Here is a 19,086-nt window from a genome sequence, read left to right as displayed (position 1 = left end):
TACACTACTTTAAAAATTAAGAACAGAAGGGAATTTCATTTTGCCGCTAACTGAGGCTTATATGAATTGTCATTCAAAAGTAGCCTGTCTCTTTTATGATACCAATCACCATTTATTATTTGCCTGCTCTCATTTATTATTTGTACCAATCATCCAAATATTATTATCTTCCTGCAAAATGCGCGTTCCCCTTTTATGACCAGGATAATCATTAGCGCCGGCATGCTTATATGCTGCATTGCCGCCAGTGCCCAGCAAAAGGAACTGGATTCCTTATTGCATATATTAAGCCTTCATCCCCAACATGACACTACGCGTATTGACATGCTTAACGAGATCGTATACGCTTATCATACCATTGAGCCGGATAAAGGGCTGCAAACCGCCGATGAGGCCATTGCTTTAGCCCGGCAAATCAATAATGTTTCCCGCCTCGCCTCTTCTTATGCTAACAAAGGTGTTAACTACTGGGCAAAAGGAGAAGACAGCCTGGCAATGGAAATGTACAGGAAGGCATTGAAAATACATGAAGCCGCAGGCAATATATCAGGCGTGGGACGTATGTACAATAATATCGGTCTCCTTTATTTTAATACATCGGATTATTATAACGCCATCACCTGTCATCAAAAAGGATTAGATATTTTTGTTGACTTAAAGGACAGCTCCCGGATTGCCACTTCACTAACCAATATAGGTGTGGATTACCAGTATGTTTCCGATTACCCCAAAGCGCTGGATTATTTCTTTAAAGCGCTGACAATATATGAAGCAAAAGAAAACTCCGGCAATAGCAGTGGTATTGCCAATGCATTATCCAATATTGGCATTATTTACAAAAACCTGGAACAATATGATCAGGCCCTGGCTTACCAGCATAAAGCCCTTAAAGCGTATGAGGAAATGCATAACAAGCAGGGGATGGCTTCTGCTTATGGCAATTTGGGCATTATATACGACCTGCTTTCCCGCCCCGCTGAGGCGATCGGGTTTTACCTGAAAGCTTTACCGCTGAACGAGGTTTCCGGGAACCCGCGACGCATCGCTTCGGACCTTAGTAACCTGGGCGTGGCGTATATGCACCTGTTAGACTATGAAAAAAGTTTTCAATACCTGCTCCGGTCCAAAAAAATATATGAAACTGCAGGCGACAAGCACAATTTGTCGGGCGTTCTTTTACAAATGGGAGCATTGTACCTGAATGCTCCCCTGTCTTTTTTACGGCAGCGCAATATCAGCCCGTTTGCCCGGCATGCCACCGCTATGGAATACCAGAAAGCGGCTTTACAACTGGCTAAGGAAATTGGAGCGCTGAGCCTGCAAAGCGAAGCGCTTAAAAGCTTAAGTGAAATATACGAAGCAAGCCACGAGCCGGATAAGGCGCTGGTAACGTATAAAGAATACGTGTTGCTCAGGGACAGTGTTGTGAACGATGAAAAGCGGGCAGACATGGCGAACAGGGCCGCTGCTTTTGAATTTGAAAAGAAAGCCGTTCTGCTCGGCGCCGAACACGATAAAGCAATAGCGCTTGCCGGCGCTGAAATTAAACGGCAGCGTATTATCCGCAACGCGGTTCTTGGCGGGATAGCAGCTTTATTAGCTGCTGCCTTTGCAGGTTACATTGCATACAAAAGAAAAAGGGATGCAGCTGAACAAAGAAAAGATATTGAATTTAAAGCGCGGGTAGCCGAAACGGAAATGAAGGCGCTGCGTGCACAAATGAACCCGCATTTTATTTTTAATTCACTGAACTCAATAGCCGACTATATCGGTAAAAATGACATACCGGCAGCAGACAACTACCTTGCCAAATTTGCCAAACTGATGCGGCTGATATTAGAAAATTCCGAACAAAAGGAAGTATCGCTTGCCGCCGATCTTAAAGCGCTTGAATTATATATACAGTTAGAAGCCAAACGGCTGAACAATCAATTTGATTATAGTATCAATGTAGCAGAAGATATTGACCAGGATAATACGCTTGTGCCGCCGCTGCTGCTACAGCCCTTCGTGGAAAACAGCATATGGCACGGACTTGCTGATAAAAAGGAAAAGGGAAGGATAGACATCAGGATCACTTCACAAAATAAAATGCTTATCTGTGTTGTGGAAGATAATGGCGTAGGAAGAAATCACATGGCGGTCGCGAACGACCAGGGGGATATCCCAAAAAAGTCGCTGGGTATGAAAATAACCAGGGAAAGGATTGATATCATTAACCAGTCTAAAAATGCGAATGCCAGCCTTACCCTGCACGACCTTACGGAAGGACTGAAGGCAGAGCTGAAACTTCCATTGCAAACCGCGTTTTAAGCGCTAAAAGTTATAAACCTGCTTTGGCGGGACGGAGTCCCGGAAGAACATACTGTATACAAAGTCAGAGACTTTGTATAGCCGTCAGCAGCTTTTGAAATCTTTATTTTTTATCGAACTTTACAGCTATGATTCATTTCAAAGAAGCAGGAATAAAAGATATACCCCTGATCAGGGAACTTACATACGCTGTTTGGCCGCAAACCTACGCAGATATATTAACACCGGAGCAAACAGCCTACATGCTGAACATGATGTACAGCGAAGCTTCATTACAACATCAAATCAATACAAAACTTCACCGGTTCATTATTGCATTTGACGATGATGACGCAGTGGGGTTCGCTTCCTGGTCGTTCACATCCGGTAAAAAAATATGCAGGCTGCACAAAATTTATGTATTGCAAAACCGGCAGGGAAAGGGTATAGGAAAAAAATTGATAAATCATATTATTGCAGTAACCCGGCAGGCAGGCGCCGCAATACTGGAATTAAACGTAAACCGGCATAATAAAGCGAAGGATTTTTATATCCGCCAGGGATTCAGGGTTGTCCGGGAAGAGGATATTGCCATAGGGAATGGCTATTTTATGAATGATTACGTGATGCAAAAATCAATAAGCGTGCAGCAATAACTGTGAACTATATTTTGTTCCGGAAAAGCATCCCGCACCCTCTTACAATTTCAGGTCTTTAATAAGTGCGTTCACTTTTTTCTTAAAACCGCTTAATTCGGCCTGCTGCAGGGCAATGAAGCTATTGTCTTCCAGTTTTCCCCAAACCTTATCCATTTCTTCTTTGGTATCAAAAACCATCGTGCGAAAAGGGTTGGTATAATCTTTCGCTCTTGATTCATAAATCCCTTCCGTTAGCCAGGTTTTGATCTGTACCGACTGAAGCAGTATCTTTTTAAGAACTTCCGGGGTAAATGCTGTAGCGGAAATGCCTGATACCTCCAGCAGTGCGGCTAAAGCATGTTCGAACTTATCTGTATCATAAGCCTGTCCCTGCATCGCATAAAATGCATGCACATCGTCCCAGCTTTTTATTTTGCCTGAACGAACGTGCTTCCTGAATTTTTCCACTTCCTGTTCGGGTATCAGTTGTCCGCCCACATTGATCCACTCATTTCTTTTGGGAGCAGCAGGCAGTTGTTTGATAAATGACGAAAAATTTTTAAAACCGTTTTCCAGAAATTGTTTAATAAGTTGTACTGCCCCATAGTATATAACCAGCTCCTTAAATATGGTGTAGGCCTGCTGTACTTTAATGATAACGGTTTTTCTATCGCTGTTCTCCAATCCTTCGGCCACAATCTCCAGTTCATCAATGATCTTATCTTTCGTTTCTAAAAGCTTTTTACCTGTTTTAATGTATGCCTTATCCGGTATTTGTTTTCCGGGTTCTTTTCTTTCCGAAAAAGACTTTCCCGTGTACAGTGCCAGCAGTTGCAGCGCGTTCAGCAATTCATTAATAGTATCCGGCGCCAGCGCGTCAAACTCAATGCGCTGATCTTTTTCTATACGTGCATCCCGGTCATTATATTTCCATTCATTACGTGCAATGGCATACAGGTTATACATAAACCAGTAAGCCGGCATTACAATCAGCTGGTCTTTTGTGAGATCATTGCTGACCAGCGCAAAAGGTAAAGGAATGTTCAGTTCATACGGGTAATCGCCTTTGGCAAGAATATTAAAGGAAGCGAATTTTGAATTGTGTTTGAGGCTTACGCAGAGCCCCGGCCAAAAACCGCGGCCGGCAACGAGCTCGCCATCCGGGCTGCGTGAATTATGATTAGACCCTATGGTAGCTCCTGCAGCCATATTGCTTTGACCCATTACGGTAGCTGCACATAAAAAAGAATTGTTATGGTGCTGCTCATGCGATGGAAAGATCAGTGAGTTGAGCACTTCGCAGCAGGAAATAGTGGAGTTGTTACCGAGATACGAATTGATCAGCCGCGCTCCGTATTTTAGCTGGGAATGAGAAGCCATTATGAAACGAATGGCTTTAACGCCGTAAAAGGCTTTACAGCCAAACCCTATAATGCCATTCACCATTTCACAGCCCTCTCCTATTTGGGAGGTAGCTTCGGGAGAAGAATTAACAGTAAGGTTTTTTAATTTATTGGCGCCTTTGATATAGGCATCCGAGCCAATCCACACATCTTTAATGATGCTTGTGTTTTTTATAATGGTACGGTCGCCTATTTTTCCGTAGTATCCTCTTTGAACATCGTATTCCTTTTGCGTAAACCATTTAAATTTTTCAAGCAGCACTTCATCATCCCGGTATTTAGACCATAGCCAGGCATCACCCGGCAACATGCGGGTAAACGGGATTACTTTCCTGCCGCCGTTTTCATTACATATTTCCAGCCAGATGCGGATATTTTCACTCTCCCCTTCTTTAATAATTCCATTGCCAAATTTGGCCGCGCTGGTGGTAGCCAGCTCATGAATATTTACCAGTATTACTTCGCTGCCAATAATATAGTGAGAAAGGTAATTTACATTGTCTACCACCACATTGTCGCCAAAATCGCAACTGATGATGGTACTGTTGTATAGGCCCACAGGCATACGCAGGTTATGGTATTCGAGGTAATACGCTTCTAATTTACCAATGCGTACCAATCCGAAAAACTTGCAATTTTTTACCAGTTCCGGGTTAAAAGCGTCAGACACCAGCAGCTTATTCCAGTCGTCGGAGGTATTACGGTTACGTACCAGCACTTCAATTTCCCAGGCTGTTAACCCGCGGTATTGAATGCCGTTCCTGTTTTGAATATTACGCAAATGATATTCATCCTTTCCTTCAGGAAGGTATTCAGAAGTAATAAAATTATATCCCAACGAATCAATAGCTTTTTTGTTGATCTGGTTCATGAGGAAATTTGAGATTTGAAACCTGCCTACCGGCAGGCAAGTTTAAAATTTGAGATTGATCCGGGGTATCAGAACTTACTACTTACCACTGTCTACTTACCACTCCTTATTCCACCGTTACGCTCTTGGCCAGATTCCGCGGCTTGTCTACATCATAGCCCCTGGCAACGCCTATATAATAGGAAAGCAATTGTAAAGGAATCGTACTGATGATAGGTGCAATCAGCTCATCGGCCTCAGGTATGGGTAACACATCATCGGCCATGCCGGTAATGGTTTCATCGCCTTCGGTAATTACGGCAATTACCTTTCCTTTACGGGCTTTTATTTCCTGTATATTGCTGATGATCTTTTCGTGATAGGTATCTTTTGTAGCCACAAAAACTACAGGCAGGGATTCATCTACCAGTGCAATAGGACCATGCTTCATTTCCGCAGCGGGGTATCCTTCGGCATGTATGTAAGATATTTCCTTGAGCTTTAACGCACCTTCCAATGCTATTGGAAAATTATAGCCGCGCCCCAGGAATAAGGCATCCGATACATCTTTGTATTTTAGGGCCACAGCCTTTATATGATCTGCACTTTCAAGGGCATGCTTTACCTTTTCGGGCACTTCATTTAATTCGTTGAGCAGATGTATATAACGATCGTGGCTGATGGTATTTCTTTCTTTGGCGATCATGAGCGCCACCATCGTCAGCACGGTGAGCTGCGCCGTAAACGCTTTTGTGCTGGCCACGCCAATTTCCGGACCTGCATGGGTATAGGCTCCGGCGTGCGATATACGGGAGATGGATGAACCCACCACATTTACGATGCCCAGGATAACAGCGCCCTGTTCTTTCGCTCTTTCAATAGCCACCAGTGTATCCGCGGTTTCACCGCTTTGCGAAATGGCAATGATCATATCTCCCTTATGGATGATGGGATTCCTGTACCTGAATTCGGAAGCGTATTCTACTTCAACCGGGATGCGGCATAATTCTTCAATTACATATTCCGCCACTAAGCCGGCATGCCAGGATGTACCGCAGGCGATAATGAGTATACGGTTAGCATTTTTGATCTTTTCCATATTATTCTGAATGCCCGACATGGTAATCGTTCCCTGCGCCACATCAAGCCTGCCTCTTAAGCAGTCATAAATGGTATGGGGCTGTTCAAAAATTTCCTTAAGCATAAAATGATCATACCCGCCTTTTTCTATAGCCGCCAGCTCCAGGTCTAATTCTTGAATGAAAGGCGTTTGCCTTTCATTGCCCAGGTTCTTTAAGATCAGTTCATCCGGTTTAATGATGGCAATTTCGTAATCATTTACGTATACCACTTCCTTGGTATACTCAATAATAGGTGAAGCGTCACTGGCCAAGAAATGTTCGCCTTTCCCAATGCCTATTACCAGCGGGCTTCCCTTCCTTGCGGCAATAAGCGTATCCGGGTTGTCTTCGTCAACCAGCACAATTACATAGGCGCCTACTACCCGTTTCAAAGCGATGCGCAGCGCTTCTTCCAGAGTACTGCTGTTGTTCTTTTGAATGTCTTCAATAAAATACAGCAGCACTTCGGTATCTGTATCGCTGTGAAACCGGTATCCTTTTTTAATGAGCTCCTGCTTAAGTGATGCATAGTTTTCGATGATGCCGTTATGTATCATGGCCAGTTTACCATTGGCAGAACGGTGCGGATGCGCATTCCTGTCGCTGGGTTCACCGTGCGTGGCCCAGCGCGTATGCCCGATTCCTAGATGTCCTTCCAAATCACAGCCGAGGGTGAATTCCTCAAGACTGGCTACTTTGCCTTTCTTTTTGTATAATTTAACGCCATGATTCAGCAGCGCCACTCCCGCACTGTCATAGCCCCGGTATTCTAATCTTTTTAACCCTTTAATAATAACAGGATAAGCCTGGCGGTGTCCGATGTAAGCAACAATTCCACACATTGTAAATATTTTGTATATTTTATTTAATTGATAATTACATTATTGAACGCAAACGATTGCGCAATATTATAAAAAAATATTACCAAATTTGTATGAGTGCATCCCAAATTTTCACTTTGCATATTTTCCGGCATTTGCAACAGGGTAATAACAGTTTAACCACTTTTGCAAAATATTGTACAGTAAGAAGGTTGTTCCATGAATAACCAGTCGCTAAATCTGTCCGTAGCAGTATACTGTTCAAAAACCAATGAACAGTCGTCTGTTGTTGCATTGAATAATATATGTTCCCGGCCTGCCAGGCGAATCAAATGAAACATGCATCGTTGCGTTTCATTATAAAAGGATGGAAAGTGGGTTTCGAAGGAAATTACGGGAATGCTTTTTTTTAAAGATGCAATAACGGGGTATTCGTGACCTTCAATATCTAATTTAACAATTACCGGGAACATTCTCAGCATCACTTCAGCACTTCTTCAAATAGCTTAAATATGCGTTTATACTCATCCGTCCAGCTTGATGATTCCACGAAGCCATGATCTTCCACAGGGTATAATGCTACCTCCCAGTTATTCTTACCCAGTTCTATCAAACGCTGATTCAACCGCACCACATCCTGGAAATGCACGTTAACATCTACCACGCCATGGCAAATCAGCAAATGATCCTGCAGGCCTTCTGCAAAATATATAGGCGAGCTTTTGCGGTAGGCGATACTGTCTTCCGCAGGTGTATTTAAAATATTGGAAGTATAACCATGATTGTAATGCGCCCAGTCGGTTACCGGGCGTAATGCGGCACCGGCCGCAAATGTGCCGGGAGAAGTAAACAATGCCATAAGGGTGATGAAGCCGCCATAGGAACCTCCGTATATGCCTATATGCTTAGGGTTAACACCGCATTTTTCAATCAGATATTTTGCGCCGTCTATATTATCCGTTAAATCCTTTCCTCCCATGTGGCGGTATATGCCTGTACGCCAGTTGCGGCCATACCCGGCACTGGCCCTGTAATCCATATCCAGCACATAATAGCCGTTGTCGGCCAGCAGGTTATGAAACAGGTATTCACGGAAATAACTACTCCACCATTTATGCGCATTTTGCAGGTAGCCCGCCCCATGTACGAATATTACCGCGGGTTTAGATGGATGCGGGTTTGCCGGGCGGTATAGTCTTGCCGGCACCTGCTTTCCGTCGCTTGCAGTAATGCTTACGAACTCCGGGTCGCGCCAGGGATAAGATTTAAAAGCTTCACTTTGCGCCTTAAAGGTAAGCTGTACTGTTTTTCCGCCCGGCCTGTTGTCCTGCAAATATAATTCCCATGGCTTATTGGAATAAGAATACAATATGGCTACCTGTTTTTCGCCGGGCGAAAGCACTGCCTGGTTAGCGCCTGTCATGGTGGTGATACGCGCTGCTTTACCACCGGTTACGGGTAAACGATATAACTGCTGTTCGCCCGGATGCGTTTCATTAGTGGTGATAAAAAAATATTTATTATCGCCGGATAGCCGGCATTGCTGCACTTCGTACTGACCGGAAGTAAGGGCTGTTTTTTGGCCGGTAGCAACATTTACGGTGTAAATATGCGAATAGCCGGTAGCTTCCGATTGAAACCAAAACAGGTTTTCACCGATCCACCCGGTATTACCGCTATTGATCCCCGGCCCTCCCACCCAGGCTTCATCGCGTTGCCGGTCTAATAACGACAGTTTCCCGGTAACCGCATCTAATTTCATCAGCCACCTGTCTTTGTTGTCCCGCGCATCTATATCAACCACGGCAAAATTATCTTTGGGCGACCAGGTAACCTTAGCTATGCTAACCTCCCTGACTGCATTTTCCTGCTTTTTTTTCTTTAACAATTCAGGATAATCATTTACATAGCCCGGCAAATCGCGTATACCGGGTATAGCTTCCGTTGTAACTGCAATTACAGTATCTCTTTCCCTGTCAAAAACAAACAATTCGGCCGATTCAAAAGGAGCTCCTACCTTGGTTCGTCCACTAATATCTTCGGTAAAGCCGCTCTCGGTAACATAACTGGGGATGATGGTATGCCGGGCGCCGGTTGCCTCCTTAAGCAGGATATAGCTTACAAAGCGGCCGCCGGGGCTGATTTGAAGATCACGCACACTTTTGCTGCCGGTGTAAATAATGCGCAGCTTTTTTGTTTCAGGCAAACTTTTGGCATACGCGTCTGTTGCATCTTTTTTTTCCTTTCTCTCCTTCAGCACCGCTATCCGGTTTAACTGATCTTCTTTCAGCCATTCTTCCTGGCTGTTTGGTTTTTTACTTTTTTCGTTTGCCAGCGGATCGTCACCTTTTTGAAAGGCAGTTAGCTGGATAATTTCACCATTTGCGATATCCCACGCATATAAATTATAGTTAAGGCAGTATACTACTTTGGTATCGTTAAATGAAAAGCCGGGCGCCGATTCCACTTCTGCTGTTTGCGTAATGCGTTTTATTTTGCCGGTTTTACTATCGCTTATAAATACATCACCTTCTTTGGCATATACATACGCGGTTTTTGCGGCATTAAACGTAATGTCACGGGCGTATACGATGTCTTCTTTTTGAAATGAAGGTACTTTTTTGGGTATTGTATTATGGCTGGTGATATAGTACAATGAATCTGCCGGAGCCATATCGGGGTTCCAGTTAAAATACAGCGTTTTTCCATCGGCGCTCCACAACGGGTTTGAGGGAGAAGCTCCTATCCATTTGGGATCTCTCATAATTTTTTCAACAGTCAGGGGCGCCAGCGATTGGGCAAAAACAAAAGAACCCATCAACAGCGCCAGGAAGGAAATGCTGATTTTTTTCATGAATGCTGTTTTTATTTTAAAGCAAAATACCCTGCAGGAAGATATACGCCACGGAAAAATAAATCACCAATCCTGTAACATCTACCAGGGTAGCCACAAAAGGAGCGGATGATGCAGCAGGGTCGGCGCCCAGCTTTTTAAGCAAAAGCGGCAGCATGGAACCGCTGAGCGTTCCCCACAGCACCACGCCAATTAAAGAAAACCCTACAGTAAGCGCTATAAAAAAGGAATGCACGCCATATACCTCCGGAAAAATATGCGACCATAGCTCTACCCGCATAAAACCAATTAATCCCAGAACCGTACCCAGCATCAGTCCTGATAGTATCTCTCTTTTCAATACCCGCAACCAGTCGGAAATATATACTTCACCCATGGCCATGGCCTGTATAATTAAAGTAGAGGCCTGTGAGCCGCTGTTGCCCCCGCTTGAAATGATAAGCGGCACAAACAGCGCCAGTACAATAGCTTTGGTAATCTCATCTTCAAAATAGCTCATGGCGGTAGCTGTTAACATTTCACCCAAAAAAAGAATGACCAGCCATCCTGCTCTTTTACGAAAAAGTTTAAACAGGGGCATCTCCAGGTAGGGTTCATCCAATGCCTCTGTACCGCCTATTTTTTGGATGTTCTCCGTAAATTCTTCGTTGGCAACCCAAAGCACATCATCAATGGTTATTATACCCAGCAATATATTATTATCGTCTACAACGGGAAGGGCTACCCTGTTGTTCATTTTAAATATATTATTGGCTTCTTCCTGGTTGTCGTGCACGTTCAGCGCAATGAACCGGCGGTCAATAATGTCGGCAAGGATAGTATCCGGACTGGCCAGGATGATCTCCCGTATACGGATATCATCTACAAATGCACCTTTTTCATTGATCACATAAATAACGTCAATCGTTTCTATATTTTTGCCTTCTGTTCTGATCTCATGCAATACTTCCTCCACCGTCCAGTCTTCGTGCACGGCTATATAATCCGGTATCATTAGGCGGCCAACAGATCCTTCAGGATAACCCAGCAACGCCAGGGTTATTTTTCTTTCTTCCGGATCAAGCAGCTTAATGAGTTCCCTTACAGCGCCGGTAGGCATCTCTTCAAGGAACGCGGTACGGTCATCCGCCGGCAGCTCATTCAGCAATTCGGCGGTTTTAAGGGGAGATAATGATTTGATGATCCTTTTTTGCTCGGGTACATCTAATATTTTAAAGGTGCTTGCGGCACGGTGAGGCGAAAGAATGGATATGATCTGGGTTTCATAATCTTCATTGTCACTGATCAGTTGTGCCACATCGCTGATGTTCTGGTTATTCAGGAAATCCTGTATGATCAATTTATCATTGGAAGCAATAGCTTCGTCAAACTGGTCCTGCAATGAAATCGCTTCCTGTTCGAAGGGCATAATTTTTATTTTGATGTTGCAAAATTAGAAATAGCTTTGACCACCATTCCATTCCGTGTTAAACTCATCTATTTCTTTGCACGATATGCTTTCTGAGTACCTGTATATAGACAACACCAAAGATAAAGGACGGGGCGTTTTTACCCGCAAAAAAATCGCAGCGGAAACGATTATTGAAATATCGCCGGTGATTGTAATGAACGCCGGTGAAAGAAAACTGCTGGATCAAACCCTTTTACATGATTATATTTTTGTATGGGGTAAAAATAAGGATCAGTGCTGTATGGCGCTCGGCTACATCCCGGTATACAATCACTCCTACGAGGCTAACTGCGAATATTTCATGGATTATGATGAGGATACCATGTGTATTAAAACGGTAAGAGCTGTTCACCGGAACGAGGAATTAACCATCAATTATAATGGCGCCTGGAACAACAGTGAAAAAGTATGGTTTGATGTAAGAGAGTGAGCGCAAATCTGTTATTTGTATTGATTGAGCGTTTCAATCACCTTTTCCCTGTAGCTTCCGCCGAACAATAATAAATGCACCAAAAGCGGGTACAACTGGCATAACGCCACACGCTGCTGCCAGCTGGGCTGCAATGCAAAGTGATGTTCATACGCTTCATAAAACAGGGTATCAAATCCTCCAAAAAGCAGGGTCATGGCAATATCCATTTCCCTGTGCCCGAAATATATGGCGGGATCAAATATCGCTGCTTCTCCGTTAGTGCCGGCAATAAAATTTCCGTTCCACAAATCGCCGTGCAATAATGAAGGCTGCTCTTCCGGGAAAATAGTATGCAGCTTGCTGCAGATATGTTCTGCAGCCGCTACATGCCCCGGCTCAAGCATGCCTTTTTCATGTGCTTTGCGAACTAAGGGAAGTATTCTTTCTTCAGCATAAAAATTACTCCAACTGTTATGCTGCCTGTTACACTGTGTTAGCTTACCTATATAATTGTTATAATCCAGTCCGAACTGCACTGCCCTGTTATAATGGAGCTGTGCCAGGCTTCTGCCGAAGCTTTCCCAAAAACCGGAAGCAGGTTGTCCGGGGTCTATGTATTCTATCACCAGGAATATTTGCTGGTTGAACTTCCCGTCAAAGAGCGGCCGCGGTACTTTTATGGCGCCGGTATCTGCAAGCTGTATTAAACCCCTTGCTTCTTTTTCAAACATGTCCAGTCCAAACAAAGCAGCATTTACCTTAATAAAAAAACTGCCTTTACTTGTTTCGAGCATGAAGCACCGGTTGATGTCTCCTCCGTGTACAACTTTGTATTGATGTATGAATGTGGAAGAAGAAAAAAAATCGGTGAACCGCTGTTGTAAATGTTCAAGCAGGGAAGCGTGTAACATAAGCCCCGGATGTTATTTGCAGCGAAGGTAATATGGAAAGGACAGAAATAAATAACAAGAACCAAATCACAAGAACCAAACTTGCCTACCGGCAGGCAGGCCTGTCCGCCGGGGCGGATAAAATTCAAATATCAAATCCGAAGAAGAAAATCCGAAATCCAAGGAGGGCGCCCCTGTAACCTGTACCTTGCGACTTGCAACCATAAAGAAATACAAAGCACCAAAACACAAATAACAGGAACCAAATAAAATACAAATCCGAAGTCGGAATTTCGAAATCCGAAATCCGAAGGGGCGCCCCCCTGTAACCTGTACCTTGCGACTTGCAACCATAAAGAAATACAAAGCACCAAAACACAAATAACAGGAACCAAATAAAATACAAATCCGAAGTCGGAATTTCGAAATCCGAAATCCGAAGGGGCGCCCCCCTGTAACCTGTACCTTGCGACTTGCAACCATAAAGAAATACAAAGCACCAAAACACAAATAACAGGAACCAAATAAAATGCAAATCCGAAGCCGGAATTTCGAAATCCGAAGCGAAATGCAACCATAAACTACAAACGATAAACCACAAACTGGGAAATCCGAAGAAGGCTATCAGGAAGCTATCGGCAGAAAAGGAGTATTTATCCTATCGCTGCAGCTACACACCCTGCAACCTGCAACTTGTAACCTGCGCCCTACCGTTAATGACGTTTATAAGTACCGTCTTTGCAAGGCGCGAACAAATGCTGGAAGTTAGAACAACTTATGCGCACCGAACCTGCCCTGCACCCTACACCCTGAAACCTGCACCCTGAAACCTGCACCCTGAAACCTGAAACTTCCAACACACTGTACTCTTCTACCCCATCGCCCCTGCTGATACCGCTTAATACGCCACCATCGCGGTAATGCTGTTCCCATTCGGACCAGTCCACACTAATTTGTAATAGTAATTTCCCGAAGGGCATGAAACCGGGTTGCCGCTGGCATCCAGTCCAAATACGGCTGTAGCGGTAGCTGAGCCAACCGTATGTTTTACCGCTCCGCCGGTTAGCCGGAAGTTACAATCCTGGCGGATCACCAAAGGATCGGTGATGGCGCTGGTAAATGCGGCGCCAAAACGATTGGTTCCCCAAACGGCAACCTGGGTGTTGTTGCCTTCAGCATGTGTTCCCGAAACTGCAACTACGATACCATTATCATACGTAAATACCCGTTGCTGCGCCACCTGCCAGTTACGTTTTGAGCCATTATTAAAGGTAACCGATAAGCCGCTGCTGGTTACGGTATGGGTAATTGATTCCAGGGTGGCCAGCTTTAGCAGCAATCCCCCGCTGGTATTGGTATAGGTTTGCTCACCATTAATTGCAATGCTTTTTTTATCGCTTTTGCGTGTAATTTTAAGATCTTTAAATTCAACCTTAACTGCAGCCCCGGCATTTTTCCATTGCATACCCTGTGGAGCAGAAAGTACTACAACACCTTCCCGGCTGCGGGTTCCTATGCAACCGGCACCATCGTAGGTAATCGTAATCGTTTGCGGATTGCTGAGCTGGTCAACCGCTATAGTAGCGTCACAAATAATATTGTCCTGGTGGCGGGCGCTAACAGAACCGGCTTCTAATAACAGATTAGCGTCATAAAATACACCGTCAATTTCCGAAGTAAAGAACAATTCGTCATCAGAGTGAACAGAAACTTCCGGATCATCTTTTTCCGTAGCGGAATGATTATCTTTTTTACAAGCAATAAAGCTGAGCAATAAAGCAAATGAAAGCACCCGGAGAAACCACCTGTTCTGTTTCATAAACATAGTATTAAAAATGAAAGGAATGTGCTGAAAGGTTATATGAACTTGTGCCTGTTCAGCAATCTTCAGATAACGTGAACAGCGGGATTTTTATTTCGGCTGAATTACAGCAGCACTGATTTCATATCAATAAAAAATGAAAAATTAATACCAACAGCTTGATTGAGAGTAATTTACCAAAATGTTAAATAAATGCTATACGAAAATTCAGGATCCTTGTCCTTTAATTTTAAAAATAATATTAATTAATTATCATATAATATTAATAATCATCAACTTATAATATTTTTCATTTAAGCCTATGCATATTATTATTCCGGCATGTTTCTGATATAAATTATTTATGCACATGTATGTGAAAAAAAGCATTCCGAACTAAAAGGTTACTTTTTACATTTCCTTGTATTAAAGGCAACTAAAGGTGTTTACCTTTGCACCATTGCTTTGCAGCCATTTGATTTTATTTACAAACCAACATTTAAAAGAAAAAACATGGTACAGAAAACCTATTTTAAGACCAAGGACTATTGCAAAGTGAAGTTCGCTTTTAAACCTGAGAACGCCGAAACAGTAGAAATACTGGGATTGAACAGTGATTGGGAGAACTCCATCATTATGAGCAAAAAAAAGGATGGAACTTTCAGTGCAGAAGTAAATCTTCCTAAAGATTCAAAACACGAGTTCAAATACAGGATAAACGAAACGGAGTGGGTAAATGAATCTGAAGCCGACGGGCAAAAGCCGAATATCTACGGCGGTACCAACAGCATTATTACCATTTAATTGGGATTCACGAATTAAAGCCGGCAACCACTTATTTAGGCTTGCCGGCTTTTCTATTGTGTGCGATGATTTGCTTACCAGCGGTTAAGGTAGGCTGTCGTTAGCAGGGAAAAACACTCTTACATCCGGATGCATCGTATACATTCTGAACCGTTTACCATCATTAACCACAATTCCACTTGAGGTATCATCACCTATAATCGGGTTCTTTTCATATTTTATCCAGTGTATTAAATCATCCGACACTGCCACGCAGGTTGACCATTCCCGCCAGTCTTCGTAAGCGGAAGCATGATAATAACCATAATATTTTCCCTTGTACTTTATTACCTGGTTCATTGCCACGGCAAACCGGTCGTATAGCTCAGGTCCCATCTTTATCACCGGGTCATCCTGCACATTGGTCCACTGCTTCAGGTCTTTGGAAACAGCAAGCCAGATGCCCAGATCGCCACGCTCATAGAACAAATACCATGTGCCGTTTTCTTTCCATACTGTTGGTGTTCCATACGCACCTTTTGGAATAGGCACGCCATCTACCTTACGAATATCGAGCGGACCCTGTTCTGTCCAGTGAATCCTGTCGGCAGACGTAAGCAGGTGCGCAATGTCATCTCTTCCTTCGGCAAACATATAATAGGTGTCGTCTTCTTTCATCACAAATATATCTTCTACCCAGTCTAACGAATAAATCGGGTTGTCTTTATGCCTGGTCCAGGTAAAACCATCAGGAGAAGAGGCGTACCCCAGGTATTTAACCTTATCCTTTCCATTTTCATAACCAGTGTACCAGAGATGGTAGATACTATCTTCCCGGAGTATATACCCTCTTTCGCGAATCTGACTATCCCACGTGCCGGCGCCGGTGCCTGCAAAAACAGGATTGCTTTTATACGGAACGAAGTGAACAATTTCTCCGGGAAATGCAGTTGAATCGCTGATTGCTTTTTTTGAAGGTTTGCATTGTATGCTGCCGGCAGCCAACAATAAAATAAAAATTGTTTTATACCCGTACATAAAGTGTTGCATTATTTAACTGAAAGATGACGCAATGTGCGTAAAATATCTGAAACCTGAAATACAAGGTTTTATTTTAAATATTCCATCTTTGCTGCCATTATTGGAGTTATATGCACTTATCCTTATGGACGGAAGCCAAAAGCACCCTGCGTTTATCCTTCCCGATTATACTGGGCGAATTGGCCCAAATGGCGCTGCACATTATTGACACTGCCATGGTAGGCGCGCTGGGCTATAAGCAATTAGCGGCGGGTGCACTGGTATTGGCCGTGCTGAATATTCCTTTCGTAATAGGCATTGGCATGACCATTTCCGTTTCACAATTGGTATCTATGTCGCATGGCCGGAAAGATGCGCAAAAAGTATCACATTACTTTTACAATGGCTTCTGGTTATGCGCTGTAACTGCCGTTGTCATTTCTTTAGCGCTTGTGCTGGGTAAAAATGTGCTCTTTCATTTAAAGCAGGATCCTGAAGTTGCCGCACTTGCTGTTCCTTTTTTAGAGCTGATGGGATGGAGCGTTATTCCTATGCTCCTTTTTATGTCGCTCAAGCAATTTACCGATGGTTTGGAACGTACCCGAACCGCAATGGTTATTTCGCTGGTGGCGCTTCCTGTGAACATATTCATCAACTGGCTGCTGATCTTTGGCAACTGGGGATTTCCCCGGCTCGAATTGCCCGGCGCCGGCTGGGGTACCCTCATTACCCGTTCGCTGATGTTTTTTACGCTTGGGGCCGTTATTTTATGGCACCCGCTGTTTCGCCGCTATATTATAGTAAGAAAAAACCAGTGGAAACTCCGGTTAAAAACAATAAAGGAATTGCTCCATATTGGCGTACCCAGCAGTTTGCAGGTAGGGATGGAAGGCGGCGCTTTCGCTGTTTCGGGTATTATCATTGGAACTATTGGCGCAACAGAACAGGCCGCCCACCAGATTGCCCTGAGCTGCGCCTCCTTTACCTTTATGGTATCTATGGGGCTGGCACAGGGAAGCTCCATAAGAGTGAGCAATGCTTATGGCGGCAGGAACAGCTTAAAGATAACCGCTATCGGAAAAAGCACCCTCATCACCGCCTTACTATACGGCACACTCTGCGCTGCTATTTTCATTTCTTTCCGAAATATATTACCGGTTGCATTTAATGAAAACACCAGTGTGATCCGGATGGCTGCCCTCCTGCTGATCTATGCGGCGGTATTCCAGATTTCGGACGCTACACAGGCTATTGCCGCAGGCTTGCTGCGTGGTATTAAAGATGTAAAAGTGCCTACCTTGCTCATCGGTATCGCCTATTGGATAGTAGGTATCCCCGTGGGGTACGTGCTGGCCTTTAACACCAGCCTGGGCGCTTCAGGTATCTGGATCGGGTTTATTGCGGGACTTTCCTGCTCCAGTCTTTTTTTATGCTACCGGTTTTTACGAATGGCAAAAAAAGTATAATGGTGTTTATTGAATTCTTTCCGGATTTTCACCGGAATTCAAAAAAGTATGTATCTTGATCCTGACGATTGTTTAAACCCTATAACCTGTTACCATGAGCTCCGGTATTATTTCAACTGCTTTATTGCCGCTTGCACTGGCCATTATCATGTTCGGACTTGGCCTTTCTCTGAAGATCGCCGATTTTAAACGGATATTCCTGTATCCTAAAGCCATTATCATTGGCTCTTTTACGCAATTGATATTATTACCTGTTTTAGGCTTTACCATTGCGGCATTGTTATTAAAAAGCAGTCCTGAACTGGCTATAGGCCTCATCATTCTTGCCATGTGCCCCGGCGGACCAACTTCCAACCTGCTTACCCACCTGGCTAATGGCGATACGGCTCTGTGCATTTCGTTAACGGCAATTTCAAGCATTGTAAAAATATTCACCATTCCCATTATGGTAAATATCGCCATACAGCATTATATGGGCATTGCTTCCGAGTTTCACCTTGACGTGCTGAGCTCCATCTTTAAAATAGTAACCATTACCATTGTTCCGGCGGCCATTGGTATGCTGGTAAAAGCCTGGGCGCCCGGTTTTGCACAGGGGGCGCAAAAGCCGGTAAAGATCATGTCGGCTGTTTTTTTAGTACTGGTTATCCTGGCTGCTATTTACCAGGAAAGAGGAACCATTATAGAATCAATGATACTTGCGGGCCCGGCAGCGCTCCTGCTGAATATTTCGGGGATGCTGCTGGGTTATTATATTCCCCGGTTTTTTAACCTGCCTTTAGCACAACAAATTACCATCAGCATTGAAACCAGCATACAAAACGGCACGCTGGCTATCGCCATTGCCAGCAGTCCGCTTATGCTGGGGAATGCCACAATGGCTATACCTGCTGTGGTTTACAGCCTTATTATGTTTATTACCGCCGGATTGTTCATTTCACTTGTTAACCGCAGAAAAGTAAAGCTGGCAACTGCATAAAGAGGGCGAGCGGCTTAATATTCTTTAGCCTTTTTTTGTTACCGGGAGTTTTGATGGAGATTTACGGGCGCCTGAAACTTTTGCTTTACCTGCAGGCTTTACTTTAGGTGTTGCTGGTTTTTTTGCGGTTTTAGCAATTTCGTCTGCAAGCCAGTCACTGACCTTCTTTATTTTCTTTGAAAATTTTTTAGCATCCGCTTCTCCCCTCATATCTTCCAGCGCGGTTTCCATTTTTTTGAATACCTGGTTCCGGAGCTCTTTTTTTGAGATTTTTTTATCGCGCATAGGCTTTATTCATTTAATAAC

At 43.9% G+C, this 19,086-nt stretch carries 14 protein-coding genes; 6 read left to right on the top strand and 8 right to left on the bottom strand.

What is annotated here, in order from left to right:
• Positions 1-195 precede the first annotated feature (195 nt).
• Positions 196-2,313: a tetratricopeptide repeat protein gene (locus PLE34_RS06390; protein WP_324555074.1), complete on the top strand. Its 2,118-nt coding sequence runs from the start codon at positions 196-198 to the stop codon at positions 2,311-2,313.
• 128 nt (positions 2,314-2,441) lie between these two features.
• Complete coding sequence (locus PLE34_RS06385; RefSeq protein WP_324555072.1) at positions 2,442-2,948, top strand: GNAT family N-acetyltransferase; 507 nt, start codon at positions 2,442-2,444, stop codon at positions 2,946-2,948.
• Positions 2,949-2,990: 42 nt separating this feature from the next.
• Here PLE34_RS06385 and PLE34_RS06380 read toward each other — a convergent pair whose 3' ends face one another.
• The 4 genes from PLE34_RS06380 to mgtE all read right to left on the bottom strand — a co-directional run bounded on the left by PLE34_RS06380 (position 2,991) and on the right by mgtE (position 11,387).
• Positions 2,991-5,204 (bottom strand): DUF4954 family protein, encoded by a 2,214-nt coding sequence (locus PLE34_RS06380; protein WP_324555070.1) that lies wholly within the window; start codon positions 5,202-5,204, stop codon positions 2,991-2,993.
• A 106-nt stretch (positions 5,205-5,310) separates the two neighbouring features.
• Positions 5,311-7,146, bottom strand: a complete 1,836-nt coding sequence (glmS, locus tag PLE34_RS06375) for a glutamine--fructose-6-phosphate transaminase (isomerizing) (RefSeq protein ID WP_324555068.1) — start codon at positions 7,144-7,146, stop codon at positions 5,311-5,313.
• A gap of 460 nt (positions 7,147-7,606) precedes the next feature.
• On the bottom strand, positions 7,607-9,979 hold the full coding sequence (locus PLE34_RS06370; protein ID WP_324555066.1) for a S9 family peptidase: 2,373 nt from the start codon (positions 9,977-9,979) through the stop codon (positions 7,607-7,609).
• A gap of 16 nt (positions 9,980-9,995) precedes the next feature.
• Positions 9,996-11,387 (bottom strand): magnesium transporter, encoded by a 1,392-nt coding sequence (gene mgtE, locus PLE34_RS06365; RefSeq protein ID WP_324555064.1) that lies wholly within the window; start codon positions 11,385-11,387, stop codon positions 9,996-9,998.
• 85 nt (positions 11,388-11,472) lie between these two features.
• Here mgtE and PLE34_RS06360 point away from each other — a divergent pair, with 85 nt between their 5' ends.
• Complete coding sequence (locus PLE34_RS06360) at positions 11,473-11,859, top strand: SET domain-containing protein-lysine N-methyltransferase (protein WP_324555240.1); 387 nt, start codon at positions 11,473-11,475, stop codon at positions 11,857-11,859.
• Between the two features lie 11 nt (positions 11,860-11,870).
• Here the strand turns inward: PLE34_RS06360 and PLE34_RS06355 are convergent, their stop codons facing one another.
• Together PLE34_RS06355 and PLE34_RS06350 are read right to left on the bottom strand one after the other, a co-directional pair.
• Positions 11,871-12,752 carry a fructosamine kinase family protein gene (locus PLE34_RS06355; RefSeq protein WP_324555062.1) on the bottom strand — a complete coding sequence of 294 codons (882 nt, stop codon included), beginning with the start codon at positions 12,750-12,752 and terminating at the stop codon, positions 11,871-11,873.
• An 877-nt stretch (positions 12,753-13,629) separates the two neighbouring features.
• Positions 13,630-14,550, bottom strand: a complete 921-nt coding sequence (locus tag PLE34_RS06350; protein ID WP_324555060.1) for a hypothetical protein — start codon at positions 14,548-14,550, stop codon at positions 13,630-13,632.
• Between the two features lie 495 nt (positions 14,551-15,045).
• Here PLE34_RS06350 and PLE34_RS06345 point away from each other — a divergent pair, with 495 nt between their 5' ends.
• Positions 15,046-15,336 carry an isoamylase early set domain-containing protein gene (locus PLE34_RS06345; protein ID WP_324555058.1) on the top strand — a complete coding sequence of 97 codons (291 nt, stop codon included), beginning with the start codon at positions 15,046-15,048 and terminating at the stop codon, positions 15,334-15,336.
• Between the two features lie 84 nt (positions 15,337-15,420).
• Here PLE34_RS06345 and PLE34_RS06340 read toward each other — a convergent pair whose 3' ends face one another.
• Positions 15,421-16,365, bottom strand: coding sequence for a glycosylase (locus PLE34_RS06340; protein ID WP_324555056.1), 945 nt, complete (start codon positions 16,363-16,365; stop codon positions 15,421-15,423).
• Positions 16,366-16,466: 101 nt separating this feature from the next.
• Between PLE34_RS06340 and PLE34_RS06335 the strand changes: the two genes are divergently transcribed.
• Both PLE34_RS06335 and PLE34_RS06330 read left to right on the top strand, forming a co-directional pair.
• Positions 16,467-17,801: an MATE family efflux transporter gene (locus PLE34_RS06335; protein ID WP_324555055.1), complete on the top strand. Its 1,335-nt coding sequence runs from the start codon at positions 16,467-16,469 to the stop codon at positions 17,799-17,801.
• A 94-nt stretch (positions 17,802-17,895) separates the two neighbouring features.
• The gene (locus PLE34_RS06330) at positions 17,896-18,780 is read left to right on the top strand and encodes a bile acid:sodium symporter family protein (protein ID WP_324555053.1); all 885 of its coding nucleotides are present in this window, start codon (positions 17,896-17,898) and stop codon (positions 18,778-18,780) included.
• A gap of 24 nt (positions 18,781-18,804) precedes the next feature.
• Here PLE34_RS06330 and PLE34_RS06325 read toward each other — a convergent pair whose 3' ends face one another.
• A complete protein-coding gene (locus tag PLE34_RS06325) occupies positions 18,805-19,065 on the bottom strand; it encodes a hypothetical protein (RefSeq protein WP_324555051.1) in 261 nt (86 codons plus the stop codon).
• Between the last annotated feature and the right edge of the window lie 21 nt (positions 19,066-19,086).

It is taken from the genome of Agriterribacter sp. (assembly GCF_035445465.1).
Classification (GTDB): domain Bacteria; phylum Bacteroidota; class Bacteroidia; order Chitinophagales; family Chitinophagaceae; genus Agriterribacter.
This window is presented reverse-complemented; position numbering and strand designations above follow the sequence as displayed.

Excerpts from the sequence above, each read along its gene's own strand:
- PLE34_RS06390 (WP_324555074.1), top strand. The coding sequence starts at position 196 with ATGACCAGGATAATCATTAGCGCCGGCATGCTTATATGCTGCATTGCC.
- PLE34_RS06385 (WP_324555072.1), top strand. The coding sequence starts at position 2,442 with ATGATTCATTTCAAAGAAGCAGGAATAAAAGATATACCCCTGATCAGG.
- PLE34_RS06380 (WP_324555070.1), bottom strand. The coding sequence starts at position 5,204 with ATGAACCAGATCAACAAAAAAGCTATTGATTCGTTGGGATATAATTTT.
- glmS (WP_324555068.1), bottom strand. The coding sequence starts at position 7,146 with ATGTGTGGAATTGTTGCTTACATCGGACACCGCCAGGCTTATCCTGTT.
- PLE34_RS06370 (WP_324555066.1), bottom strand. The coding sequence starts at position 9,979 with ATGAAAAAAATCAGCATTTCCTTCCTGGCGCTGTTGATGGGTTCTTTT.
- mgtE (WP_324555064.1), bottom strand. The coding sequence starts at position 11,387 with ATGCCCTTCGAACAGGAAGCGATTTCATTGCAGGACCAGTTTGACGAA.
- PLE34_RS06360 (WP_324555240.1), top strand. The coding sequence starts at position 11,473 with ATGCTTTCTGAGTACCTGTATATAGACAACACCAAAGATAAAGGACGG.
- PLE34_RS06355 (WP_324555062.1), bottom strand. The coding sequence starts at position 12,752 with ATGTTACACGCTTCCCTGCTTGAACATTTACAACAGCGGTTCACCGAT.
- PLE34_RS06350 (WP_324555060.1), bottom strand. The coding sequence starts at position 14,550 with ATGAAACAGAACAGGTGGTTTCTCCGGGTGCTTTCATTTGCTTTATTG.
- PLE34_RS06345 (WP_324555058.1), top strand. The coding sequence starts at position 15,046 with ATGGTACAGAAAACCTATTTTAAGACCAAGGACTATTGCAAAGTGAAG.
- PLE34_RS06340 (WP_324555056.1), bottom strand. The coding sequence starts at position 16,365 with ATGCAACACTTTATGTACGGGTATAAAACAATTTTTATTTTATTGTTG.
- PLE34_RS06335 (WP_324555055.1), top strand. The coding sequence starts at position 16,467 with ATGCACTTATCCTTATGGACGGAAGCCAAAAGCACCCTGCGTTTATCC.
- PLE34_RS06330 (WP_324555053.1), top strand. The coding sequence starts at position 17,896 with ATGAGCTCCGGTATTATTTCAACTGCTTTATTGCCGCTTGCACTGGCC.
- PLE34_RS06325 (WP_324555051.1), bottom strand. The coding sequence starts at position 19,065 with ATGCGCGATAAAAAAATCTCAAAAAAAGAGCTCCGGAACCAGGTATTC.